Origin of the sequence: Pseudomonas pharyngis, from assembly GCF_021602345.1 — a bacterium.
Classification (GTDB): Bacteria; Pseudomonadota; Gammaproteobacteria; order Pseudomonadales; family Pseudomonadaceae; genus Aquipseudomonas; species Aquipseudomonas pharyngis.
Window position 1 is genome coordinate 38570 of record NZ_BQID01000022.1, and the last position, 20504, is coordinate 59073.

The following is a 20504-nucleotide window of genomic DNA, read 5'->3' on the forward strand; positions in this document are numbered from 1 at the left end:
CCGAAAAGCCCGCGTTTAACGCGGGCTTTTTGCTGTCCTGGATTTGGCTTTTCCTGTCACGCATCCTTTCTCATCAAAATCGATTTGAGCACTGCGCCCTCGCTTGAGGTCGTAACGATAACTCGTTGCCGAATTGCGGATGCTCACCTTGTCGGGTTTGCCCAAAGCGCTTTCAACATCCTGTTGGCTCATGCCGGCGATGATTCGTTGATTGATGATCGCCTCGCGCTTCTGTCGTGCATCGATCAGATCTCCGCATTTGTCCTGGGTGCGCCCAACGACGGCCATTTCTCGTTTTCTGATATTCATACCGGATATTTCTTCGTGCCGGGCTTCGGGTATCAGGTTGACTGTCGAGCCTGGCGAGTAGGGGCGAACTTCCTGCAACGAAAGGTGCTCGTCGTTCGCACAGCTCAGCGTTGTGAACGTGACGCTACCATCAGAGGCTTCGCAACGATGAAGTGTCGTTGCGCTCCCGATGGCGGGCAGGCAGAGCAGGGTGGTCAGCATGAATCGGGATGTTTTCGATGGCATTCGGTGTCCTCCATGACGATCTTCCTCAAGCGTAGCCGGCAGTTTTTTCACCGCAGGTGTGTTTTCTTTTCAGGATGAGTCGTCGCACTGTGAAGGATCAGGACAGCGCTCAGCTTTGTCTCGCAAGCGCTTGTTTCAGCCACGATTTTTTAACGTTTAAAACCGTCAGGCGGTGTATCATTGCGCCCGTCAGCCCCGCCGGGGCTTATGGAAAACCTCCATGGACTTACCCAGTAGTTATTCAGTAACCCGTTTCACCAATCATGAATTGACTGATTGATCCTTCCGGCGTGCCCCGCTGCTGGGAGTGGAGTTCGCCTATGTCCGAAATCGAAGTAAAGAAAACACAGGAAAGCCTGCAGGATCGCCTGGCTCAGGTCGTCGAGCTGCTGCAGCGCCAACGGGTCGTCGAAGACCTGACTCATCGCCAGGAAGGCCCGCATCATGACCGGGTCGAGAACCTGGTCCACCGGCAAAACCTCGTCGAGTTGCAACGCAAGCTCGATGATCTGCACTCCGCCGACGTCGCCTACATTCTTGAAGCTCTGCCGCTGGACGATCGTCTGACGCTCTGGCAACTGGTCAAGGCCGATCGCGACGGCGACATTCTTCTCGAAGTATCCGATTCCGTCCGTGAAACGCTGATCGCCGACATGGACGATCACGAGCTCCTGGCTGCGGCCAAGGACATGGATGCCGACGAACTTGCTGACCTGGCCTCCGAGCTGCCGCGAGACGTCGTCCATGAGCTGATGGAGACTCTGGACCAGCAGCAACGCGAACGTGTGCGTTCTGCTCTCTCCTACGACGAGGAGCAGGTCGGTGCGCTGATGGACTTCGAGATGGTGACCATCCGTGAGGATGTCAGTCTTGAAGTGGTTCTGCGTTACCTGCGCCGCCTCAAAGAGCTGCCGGGCCATACCGACAAACTGTTCGTGGTCGACTACGACGGCGTGCTCAAGGGCGTGCTGCCAATCAAGCGTTTGCTGGTCAATGACCCGGAGAAGCAGGTTTCCGAAGTTATGGCCAGTGACCCGGTGAGTTTTCACCCGGATGAAGACGCCTACGACGCCGCTCAGGCGTTCGAACGTTACGACTTGATCTCGGCCCCGGTGGTCGACAAGAACGGCAAGCTGATCGGCCGTCTGACCATCGACGAAATGGTCGACCTGATTCGTGAGGAGAGCGAAAGCGAAGTCCTCAACATGGCGGGTCTGCGTGAAGAGGAAGACATCTTCGCCTCCGTCTGGAAGTCCCTGCGCAACCGTTGGGCGTGGCTGGCGATCAACCTGATCACGGCGTTCGTCGCCTCGCGGGTGATCGGCCTGTTCGAAGGTTCGATCGAGAAGCTGGTGGCCCTGGCGGCGCTGATGCCGATCGTGGCGGGCATCGGCGGTAACTCCGGCAACCAGACGATCACCATGATCGTTCGCGCCATGGCCCTCGATCAGGTCAGCACCGGCAATACCTCGCGCCTGATGCGCAAGGAGCTCGCCGTGGCGTTGATCAACGGCCTGGTCTGGGGCGGGGTGATCGGTGTGGTCGCTTACTTGCTCTATGGCAGCTGGTCGCTGGGCGTGGTCATGACGGCTGCCATGACATTGAACCTGCTGCTGGCAGCGTTAATGGGGGTGTTGATCCCTATGACCCTGGCGAAGATGGGTCGCGATCCGGCGATGGGCGCCAGCGTAATGATCACGGCCATGACCGACAGTGGTGGCTTCTTCATCTTCCTGGGGTTGGCGACGATCTTTTTGCTCTGACCGACTGCATAAAAAAACAGCCCGCCGATTTGCGGGCTTTTTTTCGTCCTTGGAAAACTCAAATTGCAGGCAAAAAAAAGCCAGCATTCATGCTGGCTTGAGATGTTCGGTTTGGCTCAGGATGCGTCTGCGGCCATTTCGGCGTCGTGGGCGATCAGAGACACCAGCGCGTTCTGCTGGCGATGGGAGAGTTGGCGGAAGCGTTGCAGCAGCTCGCGTTCGTGCAACGACAGCTCAGGGCTGTCCAGGCGCATGCTCAGTTCTTCGCCCAGTGCACCTTCCTGAATAAGACTCTGCTCAAGGCGCGCAATGATCTCGGAGTTCATGCTGCGGTGATGATTGCGAGCCACCTCGGCAATGCGTTCACGCATTCCGTCTGGCAGACGTACGACGAACTTGTCAGCCGTACGGCTGGAATAAATTGCCTGTTTCAATGGGCGCATATATTTAACCGGTTAGTTCAGGGGAGCGGTTCTCGGGATTGGCCGCAGGATGTGTGGTAGGACAAGCATCCGCGCCAAATGGTTCAACCTGAATTGTTAAGAGGCGCGCATCATGCCTCAAAATTGCCAGATCATTGGCGTCAATTCTGTGACAAATATTGATCCGGGTAAAGGCGTAATGCCAGCACCAATTATCAGAAATGCGGACTGGTTTGAAAAGAATGCATCGGCCCGTATCGCTGACCGCCTCCTGAAGCACGTCGGCTGATGTCCGAAGGCCTCAGAACGTGCATGCTATGCGGGTTGAATCGTTGTTCCTTACCTTGTACAGGATAGTGGCAAATGGCCGATTTACTAGGGGCAACTGCCCGCCGGAGGGCGTTTTCAGGATGGATGGCAATTTGATTTATCTCATGGGACCTTCCGGCTCCGGCAAGGACAGCCTGATTGAGGCTGCGCGCGAACCTTTGCGGGCGTTGAATTGTGAAGTCATGCGCCGGGTCATCACCCGTTCGGCCGAATCCGTGGGTGAGGATGCGATCGGCGTAACGCCGCAGGAGTTCGAACGACTTCAGCGCGCTGGCGATTTTTCGCTGGCGTGGGAGGCCAATGGTCTCGCCTACGGGATACCGGTGGAAATGGACCAATGGTTGAAAGCCGGTAAACACGTCCTGGTGAACGGTTCTCGGGCGAACCTCAGGCAAGCGCTGGAACGCTATCCGACGCTGGTGCCGGTGTTGCTGACGGTGCGAGACGACGTCTTGCGTGAGCGCCTGCTTCGGCGTGGGCGGGAGACGCTGGAACAGATCGATGCGAGGCTGTCCCGCAACACGCTGTTCAAGGACAGGCGTTCAACCGACAGCCCTGTACACCTGATCGACAACTCGGGCGACCTGGCCGTTGCCGTCAATCATCTGCTGGAGCTGGTCAGGTTCAGCGCAATACCGGATCAAACTTGATCTTGCGTCCGGCCACCAGTGCCAATACGAACAGCGCCGAAAAGACGCCGCAACCGATCAGGGGCAGGGATATTTCGGTTTCCTCGAACAGCGAAAAATGCCCGAGGCCACTCAATAAGGCGAGGATCAGAAATCCTGCAGCTGACTTGGACATGCTGTACTCCTGAAGATATTTCAAAAAACCAGACGTTCAGTCGAATGCGTCGGCAACGCCTGTTCAGACTCGCTGACTGCTTGCGGGGCAAAGCTCTTATCGCTCAACACCGCCCATTGCGGCGCCTTCTGCACTTGCAGGTAGTGCGGCATGCGTCCGGCCACTTTTTCGTTATCCGCGGGGGCGAAGTGAAAGCCGACCAGAACGGCCAATGCGATTGCATTTGCGAACACGAGGGCGCTGTTCATGAGACGAGTCTCCGATTGTTCTTGTATAAGAACCGGTAAAGCAGCCGTCGTGCCAATAGTCTAACCGCTGTTAAGTCCTTTAAAAACAAGCATTTAACAGGGTTTTTCGGAGGTGGAGCATTGCATTTTGCAATGGTGGCTTTTTGCGGCGATGCAAATTGCACGGTAAAACGTCGGGCACCCTTGCAAGGCGCCTGCCTACACTTAAAAAGCCCTGCGGACGACATGACAAAACAGGGCCCGGCCGTTAACATGCACGCCGTCTGTCGCACCGACAGATTTGTGTCCCAGTAGCTCAATTGGATAGAGCATCCCCCTCCTAAGGGGAAGGTTGGCAGTTCGAACCTGCCCTGGGACACCATCTTCTTCAAGGTTTCCAGCAGTTTCGTTGTTTTTCCTTTCTGTGCCATGGGTGCAGCATGGGTGCAAGTGAGAATGCCGGTGACACTTTGCCGGCTCGTTCATCATGGAGGAGCCACCTCATGGCGTTGTTCGATATTTTCTCAAAGCGTCAAAAGAAACTTCGAGGTGAGACCTCGGACGTTTATCAATATGATCAACTGCCAGAACCTCTCCGCGTCCAAATCGTGCACGTGATGTGCGACGCTCTGGGCCGGCCTGGTGAGTGGGCTCAGGTAGATTGCTGGAAGTTTATTTCCGACACCCTTTGCAGGGAATACGGGATGTTTTCTCTGCCCACGGCAAAAGCAGGCAGGCAACGGAAATTCTTCGAAGAAGTCGCGGATTTGCTGTTACAGACCGACGATCTTGAGCAGGCGTTAGATATCGTCGAGCTGTGCTTCCGCGCAGTTGATACAGCGAGCCGTGACTACTCTTACATGGGGCGACATCGGGCGAATGAGATCGCAGATCAGGCTATCTCCGAGCTGAATCAGCGGTTCAAGGAGCATGCAGTTGGTTATCAGTTCGTGAATGGTGAGATTTTACGAGTTGACTCGCAGCTGTTACACGCCGAGGTGATTAAACCAGCGTTTCGTCTTTTGGAAAGCAAATCTTACGCTGGACCTCAAGAGGAATTCTTGAAAGCGCACGAGCATTACCGGCACGGGAATTCTAAGGAAGCTCTGAATGAATGCTTGAAGTCTTTCGAAAGCTTGATGAAGGCGATTTGTGCAAAGCGCAAGTGGACTGTCACTGGTAAGGAAACGGCCAGTTCGTTGATCAAGGTCTGCATGGATAACGGATTGATCCCGGCTTTTTGGCAGACTCAATTTACATCGCTCAAAAGCTTGCTTGAGGCAGCGGTGCCAACTGGGCGGAATAATCTCGCAGGGCACGGGCAAGGAGCTGAACCAACCGTTGTTCCGGATTATCTCGTGGCTTATATGCTTCACATGACAGGAGCTTGCCTGGTGTTTTTAGCAACTGCTGAACAGCATCTGTAAACATCAACGCCCGGCGTCTCTGATTCGCAGTACGGTAGTAGTCGAGCAACTGGCGTGCCGAGCCGTTGCGCGAACGCCCAGGCCGGCGCCCAGCAGCTCCTTGACTCGTTTGTGCAACTCTTCGTCTACTGGGCGGCCCTGATACTTCCCGGCAGCTTTCGCTTTCTCTATGCCCTGCGCCTGGCGTTCTCGACGCTGCTCGTAATCCTTGCGCGCGATCGCCGCCATCATCTCCACAAGCATCGAATTGATCGCGCCGAGCATCCGGCCGGTGAACTCGTCGCCCTTGGTGTCTTGCATTCCTTGATGGCTGGTTGGCAGGTCGAGCGCGACAATGCGCAAGCCCTTAGAGTCGATCGCTGCCTTGAGCTTTTGCCAATCCTCCACAGGAAGGCGTGAGAGGCGGTCTATCGACTCCACAAGCAGGACGTCACCCTTCCGAGCATCTTTGAGCAGGCGCAGCAACTCAGGCCGATCTGCCGACGCGCCGCTGGCGTTCTCCAGGTACACGCTCGCGATCACCTTATTGTGGTCGGTGGCGAATTGCTCGAGCGATGCCCGGGCGCGGCCTGCGTCCTGCTCTTCAGTTGATGCTCGGAGGTACGCTCGGATGAACATGATGTGCTGTCCGTATCAGTTAAGGTGTTCTACTAATACTGTTGCACTATGAGTGTCACTTATCAAGCGGGAAGGACAAATAAACCCGAATCTGCGCGTATCAGCTCAGGCATACTCAAAAGGACGGACCAGCGGAAAAGGCGGTGACAACCGCCCCTTCACAGCTCAAACCTTAAACTCCAACCTGAATTTTTGTTTTTGAATTTGTTTTGAATCTATTTCCAGAAATTGGAGATTGGTAGATATCTTCGTCTAAGAAACGGAGGAGTTCCTTTAGCCTACGCTTGTCTTCAGGAAATGTAAGTTTGTGCTGTTCCCCAAACTCTTCTATATCTACAGTTATTCCGAAGCCCGCTGCAGCGGTTCTAATGTCGCTAGGGGTGCAGCGCTCAAGAATTCCCTCTTGATTTATAAAGGTTACTTTTTTGCGAATCCAATTGTCTAGATTGGCATTAAGCCATTCCTCATTGAATCCGTGAAATTTTTCCGCGTTAAAGAAATTATTAACCTCTTCCTGGGTGCTTTCGTGGTAGTAAGCATCCATGTCAAAAAGCCTTCGTACGTTGTGGAGGCTAACAAAACGCAACTCGGCTGGGTCGGTGGCAGCGCTATTCTGACTTAGAACAGCTGTAGGTTTGTTGTCTAGTGTCATGCCCACGCCGGTCAAACGACGAAATGTATTCTGATCGTAAAATAAAGAAAATCTACCTGCGGTAATAGCTTGTCGTTTATCGAACGCCTGTAACATAACAGTCGTTTTTCCATCTATGGTCACGCCCGCGAAAAGCGCCTTTACCGTTGACAGCCCTTCCTCTGTTGGCTCCCAAATGCCTATATCTTGGGGGCTGCGTACGGCAGACAAGACCCCGTCAATGTCATCGAAGTTTCGAATGATGAGTAACTCGTCATCGAGTGGTCTGTAACGTGCGTCAAAATCAATTTCTTCCTTGTCTGTCGTGAAGAAGTTGATTTGGCGGCGAACCTCGATTTCTAAATCGTCTTGCAAAGGCGCGGTTGTTATAACGCGCAAAATTCGTGGCGTGGTTTGAAGTAGTACGAATAAATCCATTTCATTGCTCCTTGCTCGCATCAAGAACTGTATGAGAGGTTACATATCGCACGTGAGTTACTTCGGAGGGGACGTGTATTTTTGATCTCGTGATCAATAAGAGATTGGCGCCGTTGCTCAATTGAATTTCAAAAAATTTGTAACCGCATAGCGCGAGTATGGGGTTTGCATAGGAGGCTTTTGAAACCCAGATGAAAACAAAAAATGTCGCTGCAAAAAAAGAAAATGTGGCGGCGTCTACGAAGTAAGATCCACCGCCAAGAATCGGGAGCATGTATGCGACGAAATATCCTGAGATTTCTTTGTCTGCTGGCTTGGTAGAACTCACTGTTATTGTGGTTCGATTAAGCCGTTTTGAGCTAGCAACTATGATCTCTAAACATATACCGCAAAGAACCAGCGAGACTGCGGCGATTAGTAGTGCTTTCAGGCAATCTTGTTGTACTTTGTAAACTAAGAAAGCCAGCGTCAATCCAATCGGCGCAATGGTGGTCGCGACAAGTGCAAATTTCATCAAAAAACCTAGCATTCAGCGATCCTTGAGCTGTGGGATTTCCGTGCATTTGAAAATGCGCTAAGTCGTAATGATAGATCCTTGTCACTGGTTTTATGTACAGTGTTTGTTGCCGTTCGTCCGTATTCCGTAGGTTGACGGTAGGTTTCATTTGAGAGAAGTCAAATGCTGAACTCCTATGTTTTGTCTTCAGCATAGATCGAGGCCGAGATAATCATCCCACCCCACCGGCGTTCGCCGATGCAGATCGGCACCGGGTTGCCGCTCGCCGTAGTGTTCTTTGCGCTGCCGAATGCATAGGACGGAGCGTTCTCAGGGGAGCTACTTTGCTTCAGGCCAGTAGCTTGAGGGCTCAGCATCTGGATGACTCCGCCGGCGGCAAGTGCAATCCCTGGTGCTAAGGTCGCGCCGTTCGTTACTGAACTCATGGCTATCAGAACCACGCCAAGTACAGTTTGAAACAGACCTGCCCGCTTGCTCCCAGCGATTACCGGGACGATTCGGATTTCCTGGGCGCCACCCATCTTCAGCTCGCGCTCGCCGATGTTCTTGCGGTTCCGGAACACTGCGAATTCGAGACCTTTCCGTTTTGCATCAGCGAGATACTTCGCGAACCCAGGGTGATTGACGTCGATCGCTTTCACAGCTTCCCGCGTGTCGCCGGTGGAGAGTTCGTAAATGTGTTCACGCCCGAACAGCTTGCCGGCCGATCCGCTCAGCAGGATTCGGGTTTTGGTGCCGTGGTTGGTGGCCATAGCCATGATTTACTCCTTGGCGCCCCGGGCGCTGTTGTGGGGTACCGAAACACCCAATCGGATGGCGAGTAGCGAGCGCGACATTTGCGCCTGGTCGACAGTCACCTGTTCGTGACGCGGGTCGTAGTTCCAGATCCGGTCATAGATCCCCTGGTAGGCCCTGGCACCGCGGAAGGTGCCGCGCAGAAGATCGGCCGACACCCTGGCTTCATCTTCGGTGAAGAATGGCCCGTCAATCGTCACCTTCTGGCCGTCGCGGACGTGCTGGACATCCCACACCACGTAGCCGGAGTCAGGACCTTGTTTGAGTGGGTAGGACGCAAAGCAAGTTGTCTTGCACGCCTCGGCGAAGCGCTGTTGGTAGGTGGTCAAGGTCGTTGCTCCTAGTTGGCGGCCGCACTGTGACGACCGCACGCCGGACGGCTTACGCGGCTTCGGATTCTTCTGCTGCTGCTTTTGGTTTTCCTCGGGCCGGGATCTTGTCCAGCCAGGCGCGCAAAGCTTCGGAGCCCTCACAACCGGATCGCCATTTTTCGAATCGGCCGGCATAGCCTGCGGAGTTGGCAATCATGCCGCTAAGTGACACGCCGACCTGCGAAGTGGTGGCGAGCACATCGTCGTAGACGGCCAGCATTTGACGGAGCGCGTCAATGTCATCTGCGCGAGAGGCGGCGATGCCCGCCCGGGAAAGGCTCGCTGCTGCTTCAGAGTTGAGGCCAGAGAGCATCGGATTTGCTCTTAGCACTGCTTCGACGATATCGGGGTGGCCACCCTGGCGCGCTTCTGACATGAGGTTGCGGCGTTCTTCCGGACTGAGGCCTCGCACAAGGGCTCTCAGTTCTTGGTCTGCGAGAAAGCCTGCGATATCGCTACTCGCGCGCGGAGTGACAGGAGAGAAGCCTTGGGTGACGGTTTCGGCCAGGGTGAGCATATCCTTCGCGACCGACTGCATTGCAGGAAGTAGGGCGTCTGTCACGCCTGCGATTTTCTCTTTGCTCAAGCGCTCGATCGCGGACGAGTTGAAATCTTTGTTTTCCCGGATTGAGACGATTTCTTCGCCGAAGTCTTTGAAGGTCTCCAGCGCCAGTGTCTGAAGCTGGCGAGCGGACTTCATCAAACCACCGGCTTGCCATACGCCTTTGGTCCCGTCCGGACGCTGGATAGAGAAGGTGTGAGACTCAATGCGGGAGTGCTCGTATTCGGAGTAGTGGAGGTTGGCCAAGCCGACCTTGAGAACTGAACGTTTGCCGATTTTCATTGCGTTACCTTTGGATTGTTTGGGATAGGGGTAGGGCGGTCGGAGGACGAAGAGACGTTGAAAATTTCGAGAAGAGAGGCTTCCCCGGTGGCGGCACCGCCGACGGCTTCGGCGCTCAACTCGTCCATCAGCTGACTGATCTGCCGAACGTCGCTGCTAAATTGCGAGTCGCCGGCGGTCTGCTTCAGGCGGGCGATTTGGTTACGGATGTTCATTGCGTGCCTCCACGATCCGCTGGTATTGCTCTGCGGCGTGCTGCTCAACCGTGATCCCTTCAGGAGGCCACGTAACGATCCACGCCCCTTCCTCGGGCGCAGCGCGCATATTGAGTACGCCGACTTGGGGTGTCCGGCCGGCCCGTTCTGTCTGCCGGGTGTGGAGAATGATGGCCTTCGCCATTTGCTCACCCTGGTCGCTATCCATTTCTGCGAAGGGGAAGAAAAGCGATACGTTTTGTCCCTGAATTCGATAGTCGACCTGGTGCCCAGCGGTTTTCGGAAAGTCTTCTTCCGCTTGGGTCTCTCTGGTATTTGCTCGGATCACCGCGAGCACAATCAGCAGTACAGTTTCATCTGCGGCGCCGATCTTCTGGGCGATCCTTTGCAGTTCTGCTTTCAATGACTTGATGCTCATTGCTGCATCCCCTCCATTTGCGTGCGGAGTTCTTCGACGGCTTTTTGAAGCTCAGCGACCTCGATCACCCGGGCGACGGCGCCCAAGCCTTCGATGAGCGACTTGCCCTGGTCGGGCGCGAGTTGTCCGCCGGCAACAGCACGCATGATTGATTTGGCTGCGCTCGGCAGGTCCGTGTCGTCGAGTTCGAATTGCACCGGCTCAGAGGTCGGTTTGATTGGCGGGACAAGGCGCTCGAGGATCAATCGGCAGGCCTGCATATCGCCCTTCTTGGCAGCAGCGAGCACCTTCTTGGTAACTGCGTCAGCACCCTCGGCAAGTCGAGCGCGAATCTCCTGTGTTTGCCCGGAGCGTCCACCTGGGTTGCCTGACTGCCCGGGCTTCCATTTCCCGCTTCTGTCGCGTTCAGTCATGCGGCGGGCGATTCCATGGCAATGACCGGTTTGTTTTCCGCAAGTGCGATGAGGAGGGCGGATGCTTGGATGCTTCCTTCGCTGGCAGCGTCGCGCAGGCGGCCCCACGCCGCGGCCACCTCTGAGCGAGTCGGTTTATGTTGTCGACCTCGAGCGGTCTTGGCTGTGTTCATGGGATGGCCTCAAGTGGATTTGAATTGGCTTCAAACCCACATTAGGCATGATCTGGTCTTATATCCAGTGTTTTTTGAGTGCACCTAAGGTGCTACACGCAACCGGATTAAACGGGACTGAAATAGTTGGTTTTGCCTGATAAGAAGGGGGGATTTTTGTTGCAATAAGTCGTAGGTAGGCAAAGTGATACACGGCTGAGATTTCAGCCCAGTCATTCGTCCTGCGGTGCAGGTTGGGAAATTACCGGAGAGTTGCGGGACTTCCTCAATTTGAGGAACACCCCCCACTGGGGGAAGTTGAGCGACCCAACCCCCACTGGGGGCCGAACCTGGCATTCCATTTCGGGAGGGCAGGTGTCGCGACACGTTTTGCGAATTATGAAAACGTGTCGCGTACTGATAACAGGCCTCTGAGCTCGCGAGGGAAAGGTTTACTCCGTCGGTGGAAACCTTCCCTCAATAGGCGTGATCCCCCAATGGGGAAATACCCCTGAACGGTGGGAATTTCGAAAACCAGAGAAATCCTCGGCGGCTCGTCGCCAAGGCAAAGTGGGGGAGTCTCACTTTGGTCCGGAAGGCTCAAAGGTGAGCCAGAATCACAATTAAATGGTCCTGCTCCAGCCTGCTGTCAGGTTATGTTGTCTTATTAAAATTGATAACTTACTAGGTCTTTCAGTCGAGATAAAGTTGATAACTTTAACTTTGGGTTGGCGCTCTCATCAAAATATCCTATAGCTAGATAAACGTGCTCCGGCACTCTTGATATTTCAAATTTTTGAAAGGATTTTATTATATCGCTAGTTGCTATGTCTTGGCTCGGAATTAGGAAGATTGTGGTTGTTGTGAAGTTTGAAGATTCACTGGTGTTAATTGCATGTTGGCAGATTTTTGATATGACAGTTGAGTGTAATTTTTCAAGGAATCTTACATCGTATGCATGGTTTTCGCTACCGTTATTAGCTATGAAATCTATATAGCCTTGGAACGATTCCTCCAGCATTGGGTGAGTATCAAGAATCCATTTTGCGACTTCGTTATAGAGGCTGGATCTTGGGTGCGCCGGATCAAGAAGGCTAAACGAATTTTTGTTGGCAGATGATATCTCCCTAACTTCGTTTAGTGTTTGTTCAGATATGTTGGTTTTTAGATAAACCTGCGATTGTTTTAAAAAACCTTCAGGTTTGTACATTAGAAAAGTATTTAACTTGCCTACTCTGAATGCTTCGTCGACCAATTCTACTCTAGGGCCAATTGTCTTAGGGCCTTCCATGTCGATCTGCAGCCACCAATCCTCTTTACTGTCATCGGTAATAAATATTATGTTTTTTAATTCGCTGTTTGCAGTGTGGGTTAATAGTTGGTTCCATACAAAATAGTCGCCGAATTTCTTCTTGTATGTAATCCCGTTGTAAATAAATTCGTCAATTTCTTCTTTTTCCTTTGCTTCGTCCTTGTACCCCGGAGGTGTTTTGTTTTTGTACCTTTCCTCCGCTATCTTACTGGCGCTATTTACCTCTTCTTGATCAGAAAAGGCGGGGCCAACCTTTCCCTCAAAAAGATCTTCAATGCGCTCTTTTAAAGGGTCTGGTGCTGTAAGGGTTTGCTGGGCCTCTTGCAATGTTTCAAGTTCGCGAAGGAAATCATCTGCGAGCTTTTCGAAACCGCTCACCAACGGCTCAGGGTTTATAAGGGCATGCCTTTTCTTTAATCTGAGCTTTTCAATGTCTCTTGAAAGATTTAGTTTTGATGTTTCTATTACTCTTCGTATTTCGGAAAAGCGCTTACCTTGTCCTGCAATTACGGATAGTCTGTTTCTTTGGAATTCGAGTGCGACGTGGTGAGGGATCCAAATTCGATTTTCTAATTTTGATATTACGTTTAATAACTCTTCCCTAGTACTTTCTTGGTAGCGATAAAGATTGAGTAGAACATTCGTATCGAAAACGAAGGTCGCGGTTTTCCATGCCTCAGCATGGTCGACTTTGCTCGAGTGATCGTATTGAGGAAAGAGTCCCTTCATGTGCCCTCCAGGCGCTTGACACCCAGGCAAGTGGGTGGCCATTGAAATGGCATCATCTTGCAGGCTTTTCTTACGATTGTCTAAAGCCTCCGCTGCAATGATTCCTTTTCGGTTCGACGATCAGCCAGAAACAGTAAGCTCTGACATTTCGCTCCTGATGAAGTCTAGGTTCTCGTCCAGTGAGGAAATTGCCCCGCGCGCATTCTCAGCTACGTCGGCCGAGCCGCGTTGTTCCACCCAATTGAAAAGCTCCTCTACGGCAGGGCCAAGCGCGATCGGCATGTTGATAATTTCATCCTTCCTATACATCGATAGGGGAATAGGCGCACTCTGATACGCTAGGTTGTAAATTTCTGGCAGATAGCTGAAGGGAATATCGCGAGGAGGGCAGGATGTTGTCGCGTGTAATTGCTCTAAAAAACACCATCTGCTGCGCAGCTTGGTGTTTTAGAGTCTAGCTGAGAAAGGAGTTAGGCCGCGATGTCCCGATTGAGATTATCAACTTCTTGGATGCGGAGCTTGCAGCGCTCAATGTGTGAGGTTGCATCTGCCGCCGTAATGCCTTCATTCAGATTGTAGTCTGCTCTACAACGTAGGTCGTGGAGTTGTTTTAGGCAGTATCCAAGTTTACGGAACCTCAATCGTAACGATTTGTCACTATGAAAGCTGTCTTCAAAGTAAAGTGATAATTTTCTGTGAGTTGGGCCGCCAGTGGCGCTAATAGGTGGTGTACTAATAGAATCAGCAAAATTTAAAGCGGAATGGTAGACGCCATAATAAGATCTCGATATCGCGCACCGATAACTGATTTCTGTAGGATGCGGAAGCGAGAGAATGTCGCAGGCTTGCTTAATAAAATCCGTGTAGTCTGTGGCCACAGCTTAACTCCCTAGGCGACCGCATCCTGCGAGTCATAATTAATTACATTCAAAATCAATCTGTTCCAGCACTCAAGGTCTTCCATGCTGATAACTTCGTCCGCTAAGCGTTCGTTAATCTCAAATAATTTTTCTGGTGAGTCTAAGTAAACACGAATGAAAACAGAAACGTGCTTCACACCGTCAAATGATGAAAGGTCAACATCTAGGTCTTCTATGCTGAGATTGTACTTCAGAAGTACATTGCTTAGCGTTGAAAGAATTTTGGTGTATTCAGACTCTTTTATACTACTCTTTGCTAGGCATTCGCGTATGTGCAATATGTTCGCGTATGTATCGATGTCGTACAGGTCAAAAGAGGGATTTGCACGTTTGAATCTGTTTTGAGCTTCGTCAATAATAGAGAAGTCGCCAGAAAATATTAAAGATAAGCATACTTCGTTGAATGTTTCTGGAGAGTTTGGCGCTTGCTCGAATGCTAAAAGCATGAGCTCTTGTGATTTGAGGAATTGACCGAGCCGTCGCATTGAGAGGCCATAGTTCATCAAATCAACTGGGTCCTTGGAAAGCTTTAGAGCCCTTTCATGATTTTCTACTGAAGATTGTAGATCTCCCCGAACGGCGTCCAACATACCCAAGAGCATGTAATACTCATCTGCATTTACGCCTTTTAGTGCCTCGACTTCCTTGCGAAATAAGCGCATTTCAAACTCAGATGGATTCCTTTTTTTTGCAAGGATATTCAACTGAGATGTTAAATCGGCGCTATTCGTTGCTTTTACGGGCATTGCCCCTCCTGGCACCGGTCATCCTGACCGTCGATGAAACACACAAATGTATTCCGGAATTTCAGAACCATTCTATCTGAGGATTACCTCACGGTACCAAATCCATGTCAATGGCTCCTACACCTCATGCTCTGTCACCAAACCTTTTCATTTTGCGTAAATGAGAGGTGAATTCCGGTGGGGTACAGGTAGGATTATTTCAGTAACCTACTGACAGAGAAGGTATTTTGAAAAAAGCTTTGACCGCTCAGTAGATATTTGCGCCGAGGCGCTCGCTTCCGTTGAGCAAGGCATAGCAAAAGGCGCCCACACAATTTTTCTCCTTCCAATTTTCATTCGTTTGGCTTGATGCGCCACCAGTGGAAGCAGACCGCCGATAGCCGGCGGCCTATCGTGTCGCATTAACCTCTAGCATCGCGCCCCGGCTCATCCTCCGCGACCCTGAAGCGCCAGTAGCGATCTGGCTTTACCCAGACAACAGTGTCTGGAGTCAGCTTGCGGAAGGCTGCCAGCACTTCCTTGCCAAGCACCAGGTTACCGTCAGCGTTTTCAATCAGCAGCTCCTCGTGGCCTGCTCTGATGATGTGATCAACCACGTCATCTTGGTAGATGCAGTCTTCACGCTCAACCTGCGACAGCATCCACTGCGCCACTGCGCCAGCGTCCATCAGTTGCCTCCTGATGCTTTACGCTCCAACGATGCCTCGTTGAATTGGCCTTTCTCAAGCTTCTTGCCCGCAAACCACTGACACCAGTACCGGTCATACTGCTTTTCATAGCTATGCACCGTCATGTCAGGCCCACCGGACTTCAGCTTGACGATATCACCGACCTCAAATCCTTGTTTAGCCATCTTTTCTTCCTCGTAAGCAGGGACCATCCCTGTTTAATGTACATGGGGACTGGCCATTTGCTTTCAAGATGTGTGATCCGCCCCTCGCGTATCGCAACCCCCATACCCACCCGAAACCCAGTCGGTTAGCCCTGGTCTTCTCTAGGTCTGCAATTATTTTTCATCCTTTCTCTTGCGTCAGCACTAACATCCTGACAATATACTTTCGCGTCAGCACTAACAGGGGGCGGGTATGGAAGATCAGGACAAGGGAAAGCGCACTGGGGCGGATCGCCAGAGAGAATTTGCGGAGCGCCAGAAAGCAGCAGGTTACAAACGCACCACAGTGTGGATTCACGAAGAGACGGCAAAGGAGGGAATCAGGGCGGCAAGGGCAGGGAAGCCGTTGGAACCCATGGGATCAAAAGACCCGCTGAGCTGGGCGGCGGGCTGGATCAGCGAAAAGGGCAAGCAGTAACCGGCTGAGGATTTAGCCGATTTAGAAGGTGGCCAACCCGGTGTTCGAGCACCGGGAGGGCCTATCACACGACGCAACTTGAAGGTGAACGTCATGCAATTTAAACAGAATACCATCCAAATTTTGGACGCGCACGGCCAGATCATCACCACCATGGTGCTGCCGGCCAACATCAAGCTGGCCCAGTTGGCGCCATTGAAGATCCTCGGTGACATCAGCGTGAAGGTTTTGCCAAGCGCCGCGCCATTCCGCGGAATCTGCGTAGGGGGTGCGCAATGAACCAGCCAGCCGCCCGTATTGCCGACGAAGCCCTTGAACTGCTGCGCGCCACGCACGAACGCATCAGTAATATGCGAGTGCTGTTCAACGCCATCACGAAGGACTTGAAGCACGGCAAGTCGCACGACATCGAAGAGCTGGCCAGCCTCGGCAGCTTTCTAGGCTACGACTGGGCGAACTACGTCGACAGCGAAGTCGATCAGATGCAGAAGACGCTCGACGCGGTGGAGGTGGCCCAATGAGCTCCGTGATTCGATCGCGGGACGATCTGAGCTTCACCCAGCGCGATGACGCCGGCCGGCTCATTAATTGGCCGCGGTACAACTACGGCGTGCCTGGAGACTGGGAAAAGGGCATCGCCTGCTTCGATGTCGAGATTGCCGAGCTGGCCACCCACGACGAGACTGAGGCGTTCCATGCGATCCAATTCGCGATCGTGGGAATGGGAGGGCGCTGCACAAGTCTGGAAACGGGCTTCATCGACAGAGTGGCCCGGGCGGCGGTTATTGGTCTGCGCTCACTGCGGGCTGGTGCTGAGCAGTTCGCTCCTACAGACATCGACTGACAAACTACGAAAGCTTCGTGGTATCCAAGGCACTACCCCGTTACAGGGTGGTGCCTTTTTCGTTTAAGGGCAGGCGACGACTATGTGCCTTTGCCCTTTTCAACTTGGTAGATCAAATCCTTCCTCACTTCTTCCGCACACGGGCGACACATACCGATCAGTGTCCAAGGAAGGAAGTCGAGAACAAGAAAGGTGAAGCCTCCAGCACCTTTGCATTTACCTGAATAACCATGGGTGCATCGCGCCTGCTGATACGTCTTAGGTCCCATTTTATAAACCCTGGTGGTGGTAATTTATAAAGGGTGGGATTTTTTCCTTCTGCATACCTCTCTGGAGGCCCCGGTTTTATTGAAAGGTACTGGGAAAAAATCCCAGTACTGCACCATTTTAGAAAAACAACGGGACGCAACCGGACAACGAGGGCTTGGTGACTGGGAAAATTTCCCAGTACTAGGCGGAAAAATTCCCACCGAAAAACTCGAAAATCAGATGAACTTGAAGCGCGGGGGGCCAGGAGATAATTCGAGCTCTTTTCCCGGGCAATCATCGATCGCCGCCCAAGTGAGTGCGTAAAGCGCGCAGCGTGCCATTCCTTGTTCGCGTCCCCCCTTTCGGCTCTCCCGAGTTCGGACAATCAAGCCAGCATCGATCAATTCGGAAAGGGCAGAGGCAAGAGTTTTGGCGTCCATAGGCCTTCCTTTGGCCATCATCGTGGCTGTGCAGGAAAGATCGCCGTTGTTGCGGCCGTTGTAGTTCCTGGCCAGCTTGATCAGCACTGATACCGCCTTAGGCGACAGATTGTCGAAGGCGTCGCTAATCAGCAGTCGATAAGGTAGGGCCAATACTCGACCGCCCCCAAAGTCGACCTTGTAGGATTTCTTTCTGGCCATTCAGCGGCTCACAGGTAGTTGCTAGCGCTCACCCCAACAGATCGGGGGGGAGCGCTGCATATCTGATTTACGACGCTTCGCGCATCAAGATGTATTTGGCCACGCGATGCGGGGGGCGGCCTGGCTCTGTGGATTGATGTGTCCAGTAGGTACGGATTTCATGCCCCTTTTTCCTGAGGCGGCGAATCGTGTTTGGTGGCTGGACGATATCCAGGTCTTTTGCGGCTTCAATGGTCGAGACGGGGCCGTTTCGCAGCGCCTCCATCATTTTATGGTCTTGCTCGGTTGAAGAATGGCGTGTCATAGTTTGCTCTTCACGTTGGTGCTATCCAGTGTGTTCTCGCCAAGGCGGTGTTCGAGCACCGCCTTGGCAATCCTCTGCGCATCCCTGCGCGATGTTGCCCCCATATCTATTTTCCACATTAGCGCGCGCCCTTCATCGCGACGCGGTTTATGTATGCGTCCAGGTTCTTAACCAGGATGAGTCGGCGGCGACCGAGTTTGAAACTTTCGATTTCCCCACGGCCTACGATCTCGTAAAGCATGGAGCGGGCTACGCCTATCGCCCGGGCAGCTTCGTCAATGCCAAGGGCGAGGGCGGGGGTATGTTGAGCTTGATTCATAAATTCTCCTTAAGCCTGCTTTTCAGGCTGCATGAGAATCGTATTCTGCAGAGGTGCTGCACGTCAACTGCAATACATGGCGTACAAAACTGGACAGATAGACTGCTCGCACGTCAATCGATACCATGTATTCAAATTTAGCTATGCCAGCAGGAGCCTCAACGTGGTGAAGAAAAAACCAAACCAAGGTGCACGTAAGACCGAGGCTCTGACGCTCAGGCTCGATCCTAAGGTTCGATTTCTTATAGATCTGATCGCCCGGCAAAAACGGCAATCAATTACGGGCGTAATTGAGTCAGCAATTGAGCTGTACGCAACCAACTATCGTGTAAAGGCGGACCTTTGGGATGAGGAGCTAGAAGAGGATAAGACGCAGCACGTATCGCTTTACAAGATTTGCAACGAGGTCTACAGCACAGACGACTCCTTCAGATTCATGATGCTCTATTGGGTGTGCCCGCAGTTGTTGAGTTATGAAGAGAATCGTCTTTGCGAAACGATTTATGCCTCTAAGCTTTTCTGGGATGAATACCCGCATGCAATGGATAAGAAGAATGAAATTGATACGGACGTTCTGAGGGAGCATTGGGAGCAGCTATTGGCGCATGTGGAGGAGCACAAAAGCTCCCCGGTTGTTGTTCCCTACGAGGCTAAATAAGCTCAACAGCAGCAGCTTTAGTGCCAGGTGCTAAATGAGCATACCGAAGCGTCATCTTTATATCTGCGTGCCCCAGGAGATCTCGTACCGTGTTGAGCGGCACGCCGACCATCACCAGCCGCGACGCGAAATCGTGACGCATATCGTGCCAGCGGAACCCATCGATATTGGCTCGCTCTAGCAGCTTGAGCCACGCGCTCTTAACGTCCTCAAGGCGGCCGCCTTCCTGACTCGGGAAGACGTATCGAGATTTACCGACCACCTTCTTCCAGTCCTCCAACACGTGCACCGTTTCCTTGTTCATTGGGATGTGTCGTGTGTCGCTTGTTTTTGTGGTGGCGCCGGCGGCGGTGATCGTCTTCGTTTGGAAGTTCACCGCGGACCATTTCAGATCGAACAGCTCTCCGCGCCTCATGCCCGTATTCAGTGATACCAAGACCATAGGCTTTAGGTGGTCGGTGAATGGGACCTGCAGCAAGCTCGGCATCAGTTCCTTACCGCGATCCGCTCGCCACTTGTTCGCACTCTCACGTTCTGCGCGAGCTTCGTCTTGACGCGCATCTAGTGCTTCCCGAAGCCGTTTGGTCTCTTCAGCATCTAAGTAGCGGACCAGTCCCATCGAGTCGACCTTTAAGGCTTTGAGTCTGTCCATCGGGTGGGCATCGATGTACTCCCATTCAACGGCTCTACTGAATACGCCGCTGATCGAGCCCATTTTCCTGTTGACCGTCGACGGCTTATTGCCTGACTGCATCCATCCCGTACGGATCTGGTCCAGGTCGCGGCCAGTGATCGCATTGAGACGCTGGGGCATGATTGCTTCGAAATTGTGGTCGAGCGTGTGCAAGGTTTTCTCATGCCCTTTGTGATGCGTCTTGAACCAAGGCATGTATATGTCATCGATGAACTCGCGTAAGGAGGGGAGGGTAGCTCCTTTACGTCCTTGGGTAACGGCTAGCGGTTCCCCCAGAGCTCTTGCCTCTGCGAGATATTGAGTAGCCTCCGCTCGCGCTTGCTCCAACGTCAGTATGCCAATGCGACCCAATGTCTTTTTTCGGCCCCTGGCCCAGGTCACTACATAGGACTTGGCGCCGGCGGCAGTGACGCGCACGAACAGACCGCCGACGGTGGTATCGTAGACCTCATATTCCTGGCCGGTTATCTGCAGGGACGCCAGCAGCTTGGCGGTGAGCTTCTCTTTCAATTTGTTCCCATGGGTGCATGGTGGGTGCAAAAAGAACTATACGGCGTCGTTTTCACGGACACAACCGGACGAAAAGCCCAATAAATAAAGGGGTTGGCCAAGCGGGCTGGCGGCTCTAATGACCCTCCTAAGGGGAAGGTTGGCAGTTCGAACCTGCCCTGGGACACCATCTATGGAAAAAGCCCCGAGCAGAGTGATCTGGCGGGGCTTTTTTGTTGTCGCTGTCTCGTCCTGAATAAGGTTTACACCTTCTGGCTTCTTATCAGGAGGGTGCAATGGATTCGGGCGCAAAACGCAGTCAACGCGATTACACGCTGACTTTTAAATTGTCGGTTGTCGACCAAGTCGA

The 20504-nt window shown here is 52.7% G+C and carries 30 protein-coding genes and 1 tRNA gene; 9 read left to right on the forward strand and 22 right to left on the reverse strand.

The window, feature by feature from the left end; all coding sequences use genetic code 11:
• Positions 1 to 15: 15 nt before the first annotated feature.
• Positions 16 to 534 carry a cell envelope protein SmpA gene (locus L6D74_RS27795; protein ID WP_236191295.1) on the reverse strand — a complete coding sequence of 173 codons (519 nt, stop codon included), beginning with the start codon at positions 532 to 534 and terminating at the stop codon, positions 16 to 18.
• A gap of 320 nt (positions 535 to 854) precedes the next feature.
• On the opposite strand from L6D74_RS27795, the gene mgtE reads away from it, so the two are divergent.
• Positions 855 to 2297 carry a magnesium transporter gene (mgtE, locus tag L6D74_RS27800; RefSeq protein ID WP_007960287.1) on the forward strand — a complete coding sequence of 481 codons (1443 nt, stop codon included), beginning with the start codon at positions 855 to 857 and terminating at the stop codon, positions 2295 to 2297.
• 116 nt (positions 2298 to 2413) lie between these two features.
• Here mgtE and L6D74_RS27805 read toward each other — a convergent pair whose 3' ends face one another.
• A complete protein-coding gene (locus tag L6D74_RS27805) occupies positions 2414 to 2740 on the reverse strand; it encodes an Arc family DNA-binding protein (protein ID WP_003178899.1) in 327 nt (108 codons plus the stop codon).
• 389 nt (positions 2741 to 3129) lie between these two features.
• Between L6D74_RS27805 and phnN the strand changes: the two genes are divergently transcribed.
• Complete coding sequence (phnN, locus tag L6D74_RS27810; RefSeq protein ID WP_236191297.1) at positions 3130 to 3699, forward strand: phosphonate metabolism protein/1,5-bisphosphokinase (PRPP-forming) PhnN; 570 nt, start codon at positions 3130 to 3132, stop codon at positions 3697 to 3699.
• Here phnN and L6D74_RS27815 read toward each other — a convergent pair.
• Positions 3674 to 3853, reverse strand: coding sequence for a PA3371 family protein (locus tag L6D74_RS27815; protein WP_007960291.1), 180 nt, complete (start codon positions 3851 to 3853; stop codon positions 3674 to 3676). The genes phnN and L6D74_RS27815 overlap by 26 nt on opposite strands.
• Positions 3854 to 3873: 20 nt before the next feature.
• Positions 3874 to 4101, reverse strand: coding sequence for a hypothetical protein (locus L6D74_RS27820; protein ID WP_064598789.1), 228 nt, complete (start codon positions 4099 to 4101; stop codon positions 3874 to 3876).
• A 284-nt stretch (positions 4102 to 4385) separates the two neighbouring features.
• On the opposite strand from L6D74_RS27820, the gene L6D74_RS27825 reads away from it, so the two are divergent.
• Positions 4386 to 4462: transfer RNA gene (locus L6D74_RS27825), tRNA-Arg, on the forward strand.
• A 121-nt stretch (positions 4463 to 4583) separates the two neighbouring features.
• Positions 4584 to 5507 carry an STM4504/CBY_0614 family protein gene (locus L6D74_RS27830; RefSeq protein WP_236191305.1) on the forward strand — a complete coding sequence of 308 codons (924 nt, stop codon included), beginning with the start codon at positions 4584 to 4586 and terminating at the stop codon, positions 5505 to 5507.
• A gap of 3 nt (positions 5508 to 5510) precedes the next feature.
• Here L6D74_RS27830 and L6D74_RS27835 read toward each other — a convergent pair whose 3' ends face one another.
• From L6D74_RS27835 to L6D74_RS27905, 14 genes are all read right to left on the reverse strand, one after another.
• A complete protein-coding gene (locus L6D74_RS27835; RefSeq protein ID WP_236191306.1) occupies positions 5511 to 6125 on the reverse strand; it encodes a recombinase family protein in 615 nt (204 codons plus the stop codon).
• 172 nt (positions 6126 to 6297) lie between these two features.
• Complete coding sequence (locus L6D74_RS27840) at positions 6298 to 7194, reverse strand: hypothetical protein (RefSeq protein ID WP_175553443.1); 897 nt, start codon at positions 7192 to 7194, stop codon at positions 6298 to 6300.
• Between the two features lies 1 nt (position 7195).
• The gene (locus L6D74_RS27845) at positions 7196 to 7723 is read right to left on the reverse strand and encodes a hypothetical protein (protein WP_175553444.1); all 528 of its coding nucleotides are present in this window, start codon (positions 7721 to 7723) and stop codon (positions 7196 to 7198) included.
• 161 nt (positions 7724 to 7884) lie between these two features.
• The gene (locus L6D74_RS27850; RefSeq protein ID WP_236191308.1) at positions 7885 to 8469 is read right to left on the reverse strand and encodes a tail assembly protein; all 585 of its coding nucleotides are present in this window, start codon (positions 8467 to 8469) and stop codon (positions 7885 to 7887) included.
• Between the two features lie 3 nt (positions 8470 to 8472).
• Positions 8473 to 8835 (reverse strand): hypothetical protein, encoded by a 363-nt coding sequence (locus tag L6D74_RS27855; RefSeq protein ID WP_236191310.1) that lies wholly within the window; start codon positions 8833 to 8835, stop codon positions 8473 to 8475.
• A 52-nt stretch (positions 8836 to 8887) separates the two neighbouring features.
• Entirely contained in the window at positions 8888 to 9721 is an 834-nt protein-coding gene (locus L6D74_RS27860) for a hypothetical protein (RefSeq protein ID WP_236191313.1), read from the reverse strand.
• Complete coding sequence (locus tag L6D74_RS27865) at positions 9718 to 9936, reverse strand: hypothetical protein (protein ID WP_236191315.1); 219 nt, start codon at positions 9934 to 9936, stop codon at positions 9718 to 9720. Before L6D74_RS27865 ends, L6D74_RS27860 begins: the two co-directional genes overlap by 4 nt.
• Complete coding sequence (locus L6D74_RS27870; protein WP_150731030.1) at positions 9923 to 10354, reverse strand: hypothetical protein; 432 nt, start codon at positions 10352 to 10354, stop codon at positions 9923 to 9925. The genes L6D74_RS27865 and L6D74_RS27870 overlap by 14 nt, the downstream gene beginning before the upstream one ends.
• Complete coding sequence (locus L6D74_RS27875) at positions 10351 to 10767, reverse strand: DUF5681 domain-containing protein (RefSeq protein ID WP_236191316.1); 417 nt, start codon at positions 10765 to 10767, stop codon at positions 10351 to 10353. Before L6D74_RS27875 ends, L6D74_RS27870 begins: the two co-directional genes overlap by 4 nt.
• A complete protein-coding gene (locus tag L6D74_RS27880) occupies positions 10764 to 10940 on the reverse strand; it encodes a hypothetical protein (protein ID WP_164486614.1) in 177 nt (58 codons plus the stop codon). Before L6D74_RS27880 ends, L6D74_RS27875 begins: the two co-directional genes overlap by 4 nt.
• A 646-nt stretch (positions 10941 to 11586) precedes the next feature.
• Positions 11587 to 12960: a PIN-like domain-containing protein gene (locus L6D74_RS27885; RefSeq protein ID WP_236191317.1), complete on the reverse strand. Its 1374-nt coding sequence runs from the start codon at positions 12958 to 12960 to the stop codon at positions 11587 to 11589.
• An 889-nt stretch (positions 12961 to 13849) separates the two neighbouring features.
• Positions 13850 to 14626 carry a tetratricopeptide repeat protein gene (locus tag L6D74_RS27895; protein ID WP_236191319.1) on the reverse strand — a complete coding sequence of 259 codons (777 nt, stop codon included), beginning with the start codon at positions 14624 to 14626 and terminating at the stop codon, positions 13850 to 13852.
• A 401-nt stretch (positions 14627 to 15027) separates the two neighbouring features.
• Positions 15028 to 15294 (reverse strand): DUF6953 family protein, encoded by a 267-nt coding sequence (locus tag L6D74_RS27900; RefSeq protein WP_236191320.1) that lies wholly within the window; start codon positions 15292 to 15294, stop codon positions 15028 to 15030.
• Positions 15294 to 15479 (reverse strand): YodC family protein, encoded by a 186-nt coding sequence (locus tag L6D74_RS27905; protein ID WP_236191321.1) that lies wholly within the window; start codon positions 15477 to 15479, stop codon positions 15294 to 15296. Before L6D74_RS27905 ends, L6D74_RS27900 begins: the two co-directional genes overlap by 1 nt.
• Positions 15480 to 15711: 232 nt before the next feature.
• Here L6D74_RS27905 and L6D74_RS27910 point away from each other — a divergent pair, with 232 nt between their 5' ends.
• From L6D74_RS27910 to L6D74_RS27925, 4 genes are all read left to right on the forward strand, one after another.
• On the forward strand, positions 15712 to 15936 hold the full coding sequence (locus tag L6D74_RS27910; RefSeq protein WP_236191323.1) for a hypothetical protein: 225 nt from the start codon (positions 15712 to 15714) through the stop codon (positions 15934 to 15936).
• Between the two features lie 93 nt (positions 15937 to 16029).
• The gene (locus L6D74_RS27915; RefSeq protein ID WP_236191325.1) at positions 16030 to 16215 is read left to right on the forward strand and encodes a hypothetical protein; all 186 of its coding nucleotides are present in this window, start codon (positions 16030 to 16032) and stop codon (positions 16213 to 16215) included.
• On the forward strand, positions 16212 to 16457 hold the full coding sequence (locus L6D74_RS27920; RefSeq protein ID WP_236191326.1) for a hypothetical protein: 246 nt from the start codon (positions 16212 to 16214) through the stop codon (positions 16455 to 16457). The genes L6D74_RS27915 and L6D74_RS27920 overlap by 4 nt, the downstream gene beginning before the upstream one ends.
• Positions 16454 to 16780: a hypothetical protein gene (locus tag L6D74_RS27925; protein WP_236191328.1), complete on the forward strand. Its 327-nt coding sequence runs from the start codon at positions 16454 to 16456 to the stop codon at positions 16778 to 16780. The genes L6D74_RS27920 and L6D74_RS27925 overlap by 4 nt, the downstream gene beginning before the upstream one ends.
• 485 nt (positions 16781 to 17265) lie before the next feature.
• Here L6D74_RS27925 and L6D74_RS27930 read toward each other — a convergent pair whose 3' ends face one another.
• From L6D74_RS27930 to L6D74_RS27940, 3 genes are all read right to left on the reverse strand, one after another.
• Positions 17266 to 17670, reverse strand: a complete 405-nt coding sequence (locus L6D74_RS27930) for a hypothetical protein (RefSeq protein WP_236191329.1) — start codon at positions 17668 to 17670, stop codon at positions 17266 to 17268.
• A gap of 67 nt (positions 17671 to 17737) precedes the next feature.
• Positions 17738 to 17974 carry a helix-turn-helix domain-containing protein gene (locus tag L6D74_RS27935; RefSeq protein ID WP_236191336.1) on the reverse strand — a complete coding sequence of 79 codons (237 nt, stop codon included), beginning with the start codon at positions 17972 to 17974 and terminating at the stop codon, positions 17738 to 17740.
• A gap of 118 nt (positions 17975 to 18092) precedes the next feature.
• Positions 18093 to 18293: a helix-turn-helix domain-containing protein gene (locus L6D74_RS27940; protein WP_236191338.1), complete on the reverse strand. Its 201-nt coding sequence runs from the start codon at positions 18291 to 18293 to the stop codon at positions 18093 to 18095.
• A 163-nt stretch (positions 18294 to 18456) separates the two neighbouring features.
• Between L6D74_RS27940 and L6D74_RS27945 the strand changes: the two genes are divergently transcribed.
• Positions 18457 to 18951, forward strand: a complete 495-nt coding sequence (locus L6D74_RS27945; protein ID WP_236191340.1) for a hypothetical protein — start codon at positions 18457 to 18459, stop codon at positions 18949 to 18951.
• On the opposite strand, the gene L6D74_RS27950 is transcribed toward L6D74_RS27945, so the two are convergent.
• Positions 18944 to 20155 (reverse strand): site-specific integrase, encoded by a 1212-nt coding sequence (locus L6D74_RS27950; protein ID WP_236191341.1) that lies wholly within the window; start codon positions 20153 to 20155, stop codon positions 18944 to 18946. The two genes, L6D74_RS27945 and L6D74_RS27950, sit on opposite strands and share 8 nt — an antisense overlap.
• Between the last annotated feature and the right edge of the window lie 349 nt (positions 20156 to 20504).

Excerpts from the sequence above, each read along its gene's own strand:
- L6D74_RS27920 (WP_236191326.1), top strand. The coding sequence starts at position 16,212 with ATGAACCAGCCAGCCGCCCGTATTGCCGACGAAGCCCTTGAACTGCTG.
- L6D74_RS27865 (WP_236191315.1), bottom strand. The coding sequence starts at position 9,936 with ATGAACATCCGTAACCAAATCGCCCGCCTGAAGCAGACCGCCGGCGAC.
- L6D74_RS27830 (WP_236191305.1), top strand. The coding sequence starts at position 4,584 with ATGGCGTTGTTCGATATTTTCTCAAAGCGTCAAAAGAAACTTCGAGGT.
- L6D74_RS27815 (WP_007960291.1), bottom strand. The coding sequence starts at position 3,853 with ATGTCCAAGTCAGCTGCAGGATTTCTGATCCTCGCCTTATTGAGTGGC.
- L6D74_RS27875 (WP_236191316.1), bottom strand. The coding sequence starts at position 10,767 with ATGACTGAACGCGACAGAAGCGGGAAATGGAAGCCCGGGCAGTCAGGC.
- L6D74_RS27895 (WP_236191319.1), bottom strand. The coding sequence starts at position 14,626 with ATGCCCGTAAAAGCAACGAATAGCGCCGATTTAACATCTCAGTTGAAT.
- phnN (WP_236191297.1), top strand. The coding sequence starts at position 3,130 with ATGGATGGCAATTTGATTTATCTCATGGGACCTTCCGGCTCCGGCAAG.
- L6D74_RS27910 (WP_236191323.1), top strand. The coding sequence starts at position 15,712 with ATGGAAGATCAGGACAAGGGAAAGCGCACTGGGGCGGATCGCCAGAGA.
- L6D74_RS27915 (WP_236191325.1), top strand. The coding sequence starts at position 16,030 with ATGCAATTTAAACAGAATACCATCCAAATTTTGGACGCGCACGGCCAG.
- L6D74_RS27840 (WP_175553443.1), bottom strand. The coding sequence starts at position 7,194 with ATGGATTTATTCGTACTACTTCAAACCACGCCACGAATTTTGCGCGTT.
- L6D74_RS27930 (WP_236191329.1), bottom strand. The coding sequence starts at position 17,670 with ATGGCCAGAAAGAAATCCTACAAGGTCGACTTTGGGGGCGGTCGAGTA.
- L6D74_RS27845 (WP_175553444.1), bottom strand. The coding sequence starts at position 7,723 with ATGCTAGGTTTTTTGATGAAATTTGCACTTGTCGCGACCACCATTGCG.
- L6D74_RS27805 (WP_003178899.1), bottom strand. The coding sequence starts at position 2,740 with ATGCGCCCATTGAAACAGGCAATTTATTCCAGCCGTACGGCTGACAAG.
- L6D74_RS27795 (WP_236191295.1), bottom strand. The coding sequence starts at position 534 with ATGCCATCGAAAACATCCCGATTCATGCTGACCACCCTGCTCTGCCTG.
- L6D74_RS27820 (WP_064598789.1), bottom strand. The coding sequence starts at position 4,101 with ATGAACAGCGCCCTCGTGTTCGCAAATGCAATCGCATTGGCCGTTCTG.
- L6D74_RS27850 (WP_236191308.1), bottom strand. The coding sequence starts at position 8,469 with ATGGCTATGGCCACCAACCACGGCACCAAAACCCGAATCCTGCTGAGC.
- L6D74_RS27835 (WP_236191306.1), bottom strand. The coding sequence starts at position 6,125 with ATGTTCATCCGAGCGTACCTCCGAGCATCAACTGAAGAGCAGGACGCA.
- L6D74_RS27940 (WP_236191338.1), bottom strand. The coding sequence starts at position 18,293 with ATGAATCAAGCTCAACATACCCCCGCCCTCGCCCTTGGCATTGACGAA.
- L6D74_RS27900 (WP_236191320.1), bottom strand. The coding sequence starts at position 15,294 with ATGGACGCTGGCGCAGTGGCGCAGTGGATGCTGTCGCAGGTTGAGCGT.
- L6D74_RS27860 (WP_236191313.1), bottom strand. The coding sequence starts at position 9,721 with ATGAAAATCGGCAAACGTTCAGTTCTCAAGGTCGGCTTGGCCAACCTC.
- L6D74_RS27885 (WP_236191317.1), bottom strand. The coding sequence starts at position 12,960 with ATGAAGGGACTCTTTCCTCAATACGATCACTCGAGCAAAGTCGACCAT.
- L6D74_RS27935 (WP_236191336.1), bottom strand. The coding sequence starts at position 17,974 with ATGACACGCCATTCTTCAACCGAGCAAGACCATAAAATGATGGAGGCG.
- mgtE (WP_007960287.1), top strand. The coding sequence starts at position 855 with ATGTCCGAAATCGAAGTAAAGAAAACACAGGAAAGCCTGCAGGATCGC.
- L6D74_RS27905 (WP_236191321.1), bottom strand. The coding sequence starts at position 15,479 with ATGGCTAAACAAGGATTTGAGGTCGGTGATATCGTCAAGCTGAAGTCC.
- L6D74_RS27870 (WP_150731030.1), bottom strand. The coding sequence starts at position 10,354 with ATGAGCATCAAGTCATTGAAAGCAGAACTGCAAAGGATCGCCCAGAAG.
- L6D74_RS27880 (WP_164486614.1), bottom strand. The coding sequence starts at position 10,940 with ATGAACACAGCCAAGACCGCTCGAGGTCGACAACATAAACCGACTCGC.
- L6D74_RS27925 (WP_236191328.1), top strand. The coding sequence starts at position 16,454 with ATGAGCTCCGTGATTCGATCGCGGGACGATCTGAGCTTCACCCAGCGC.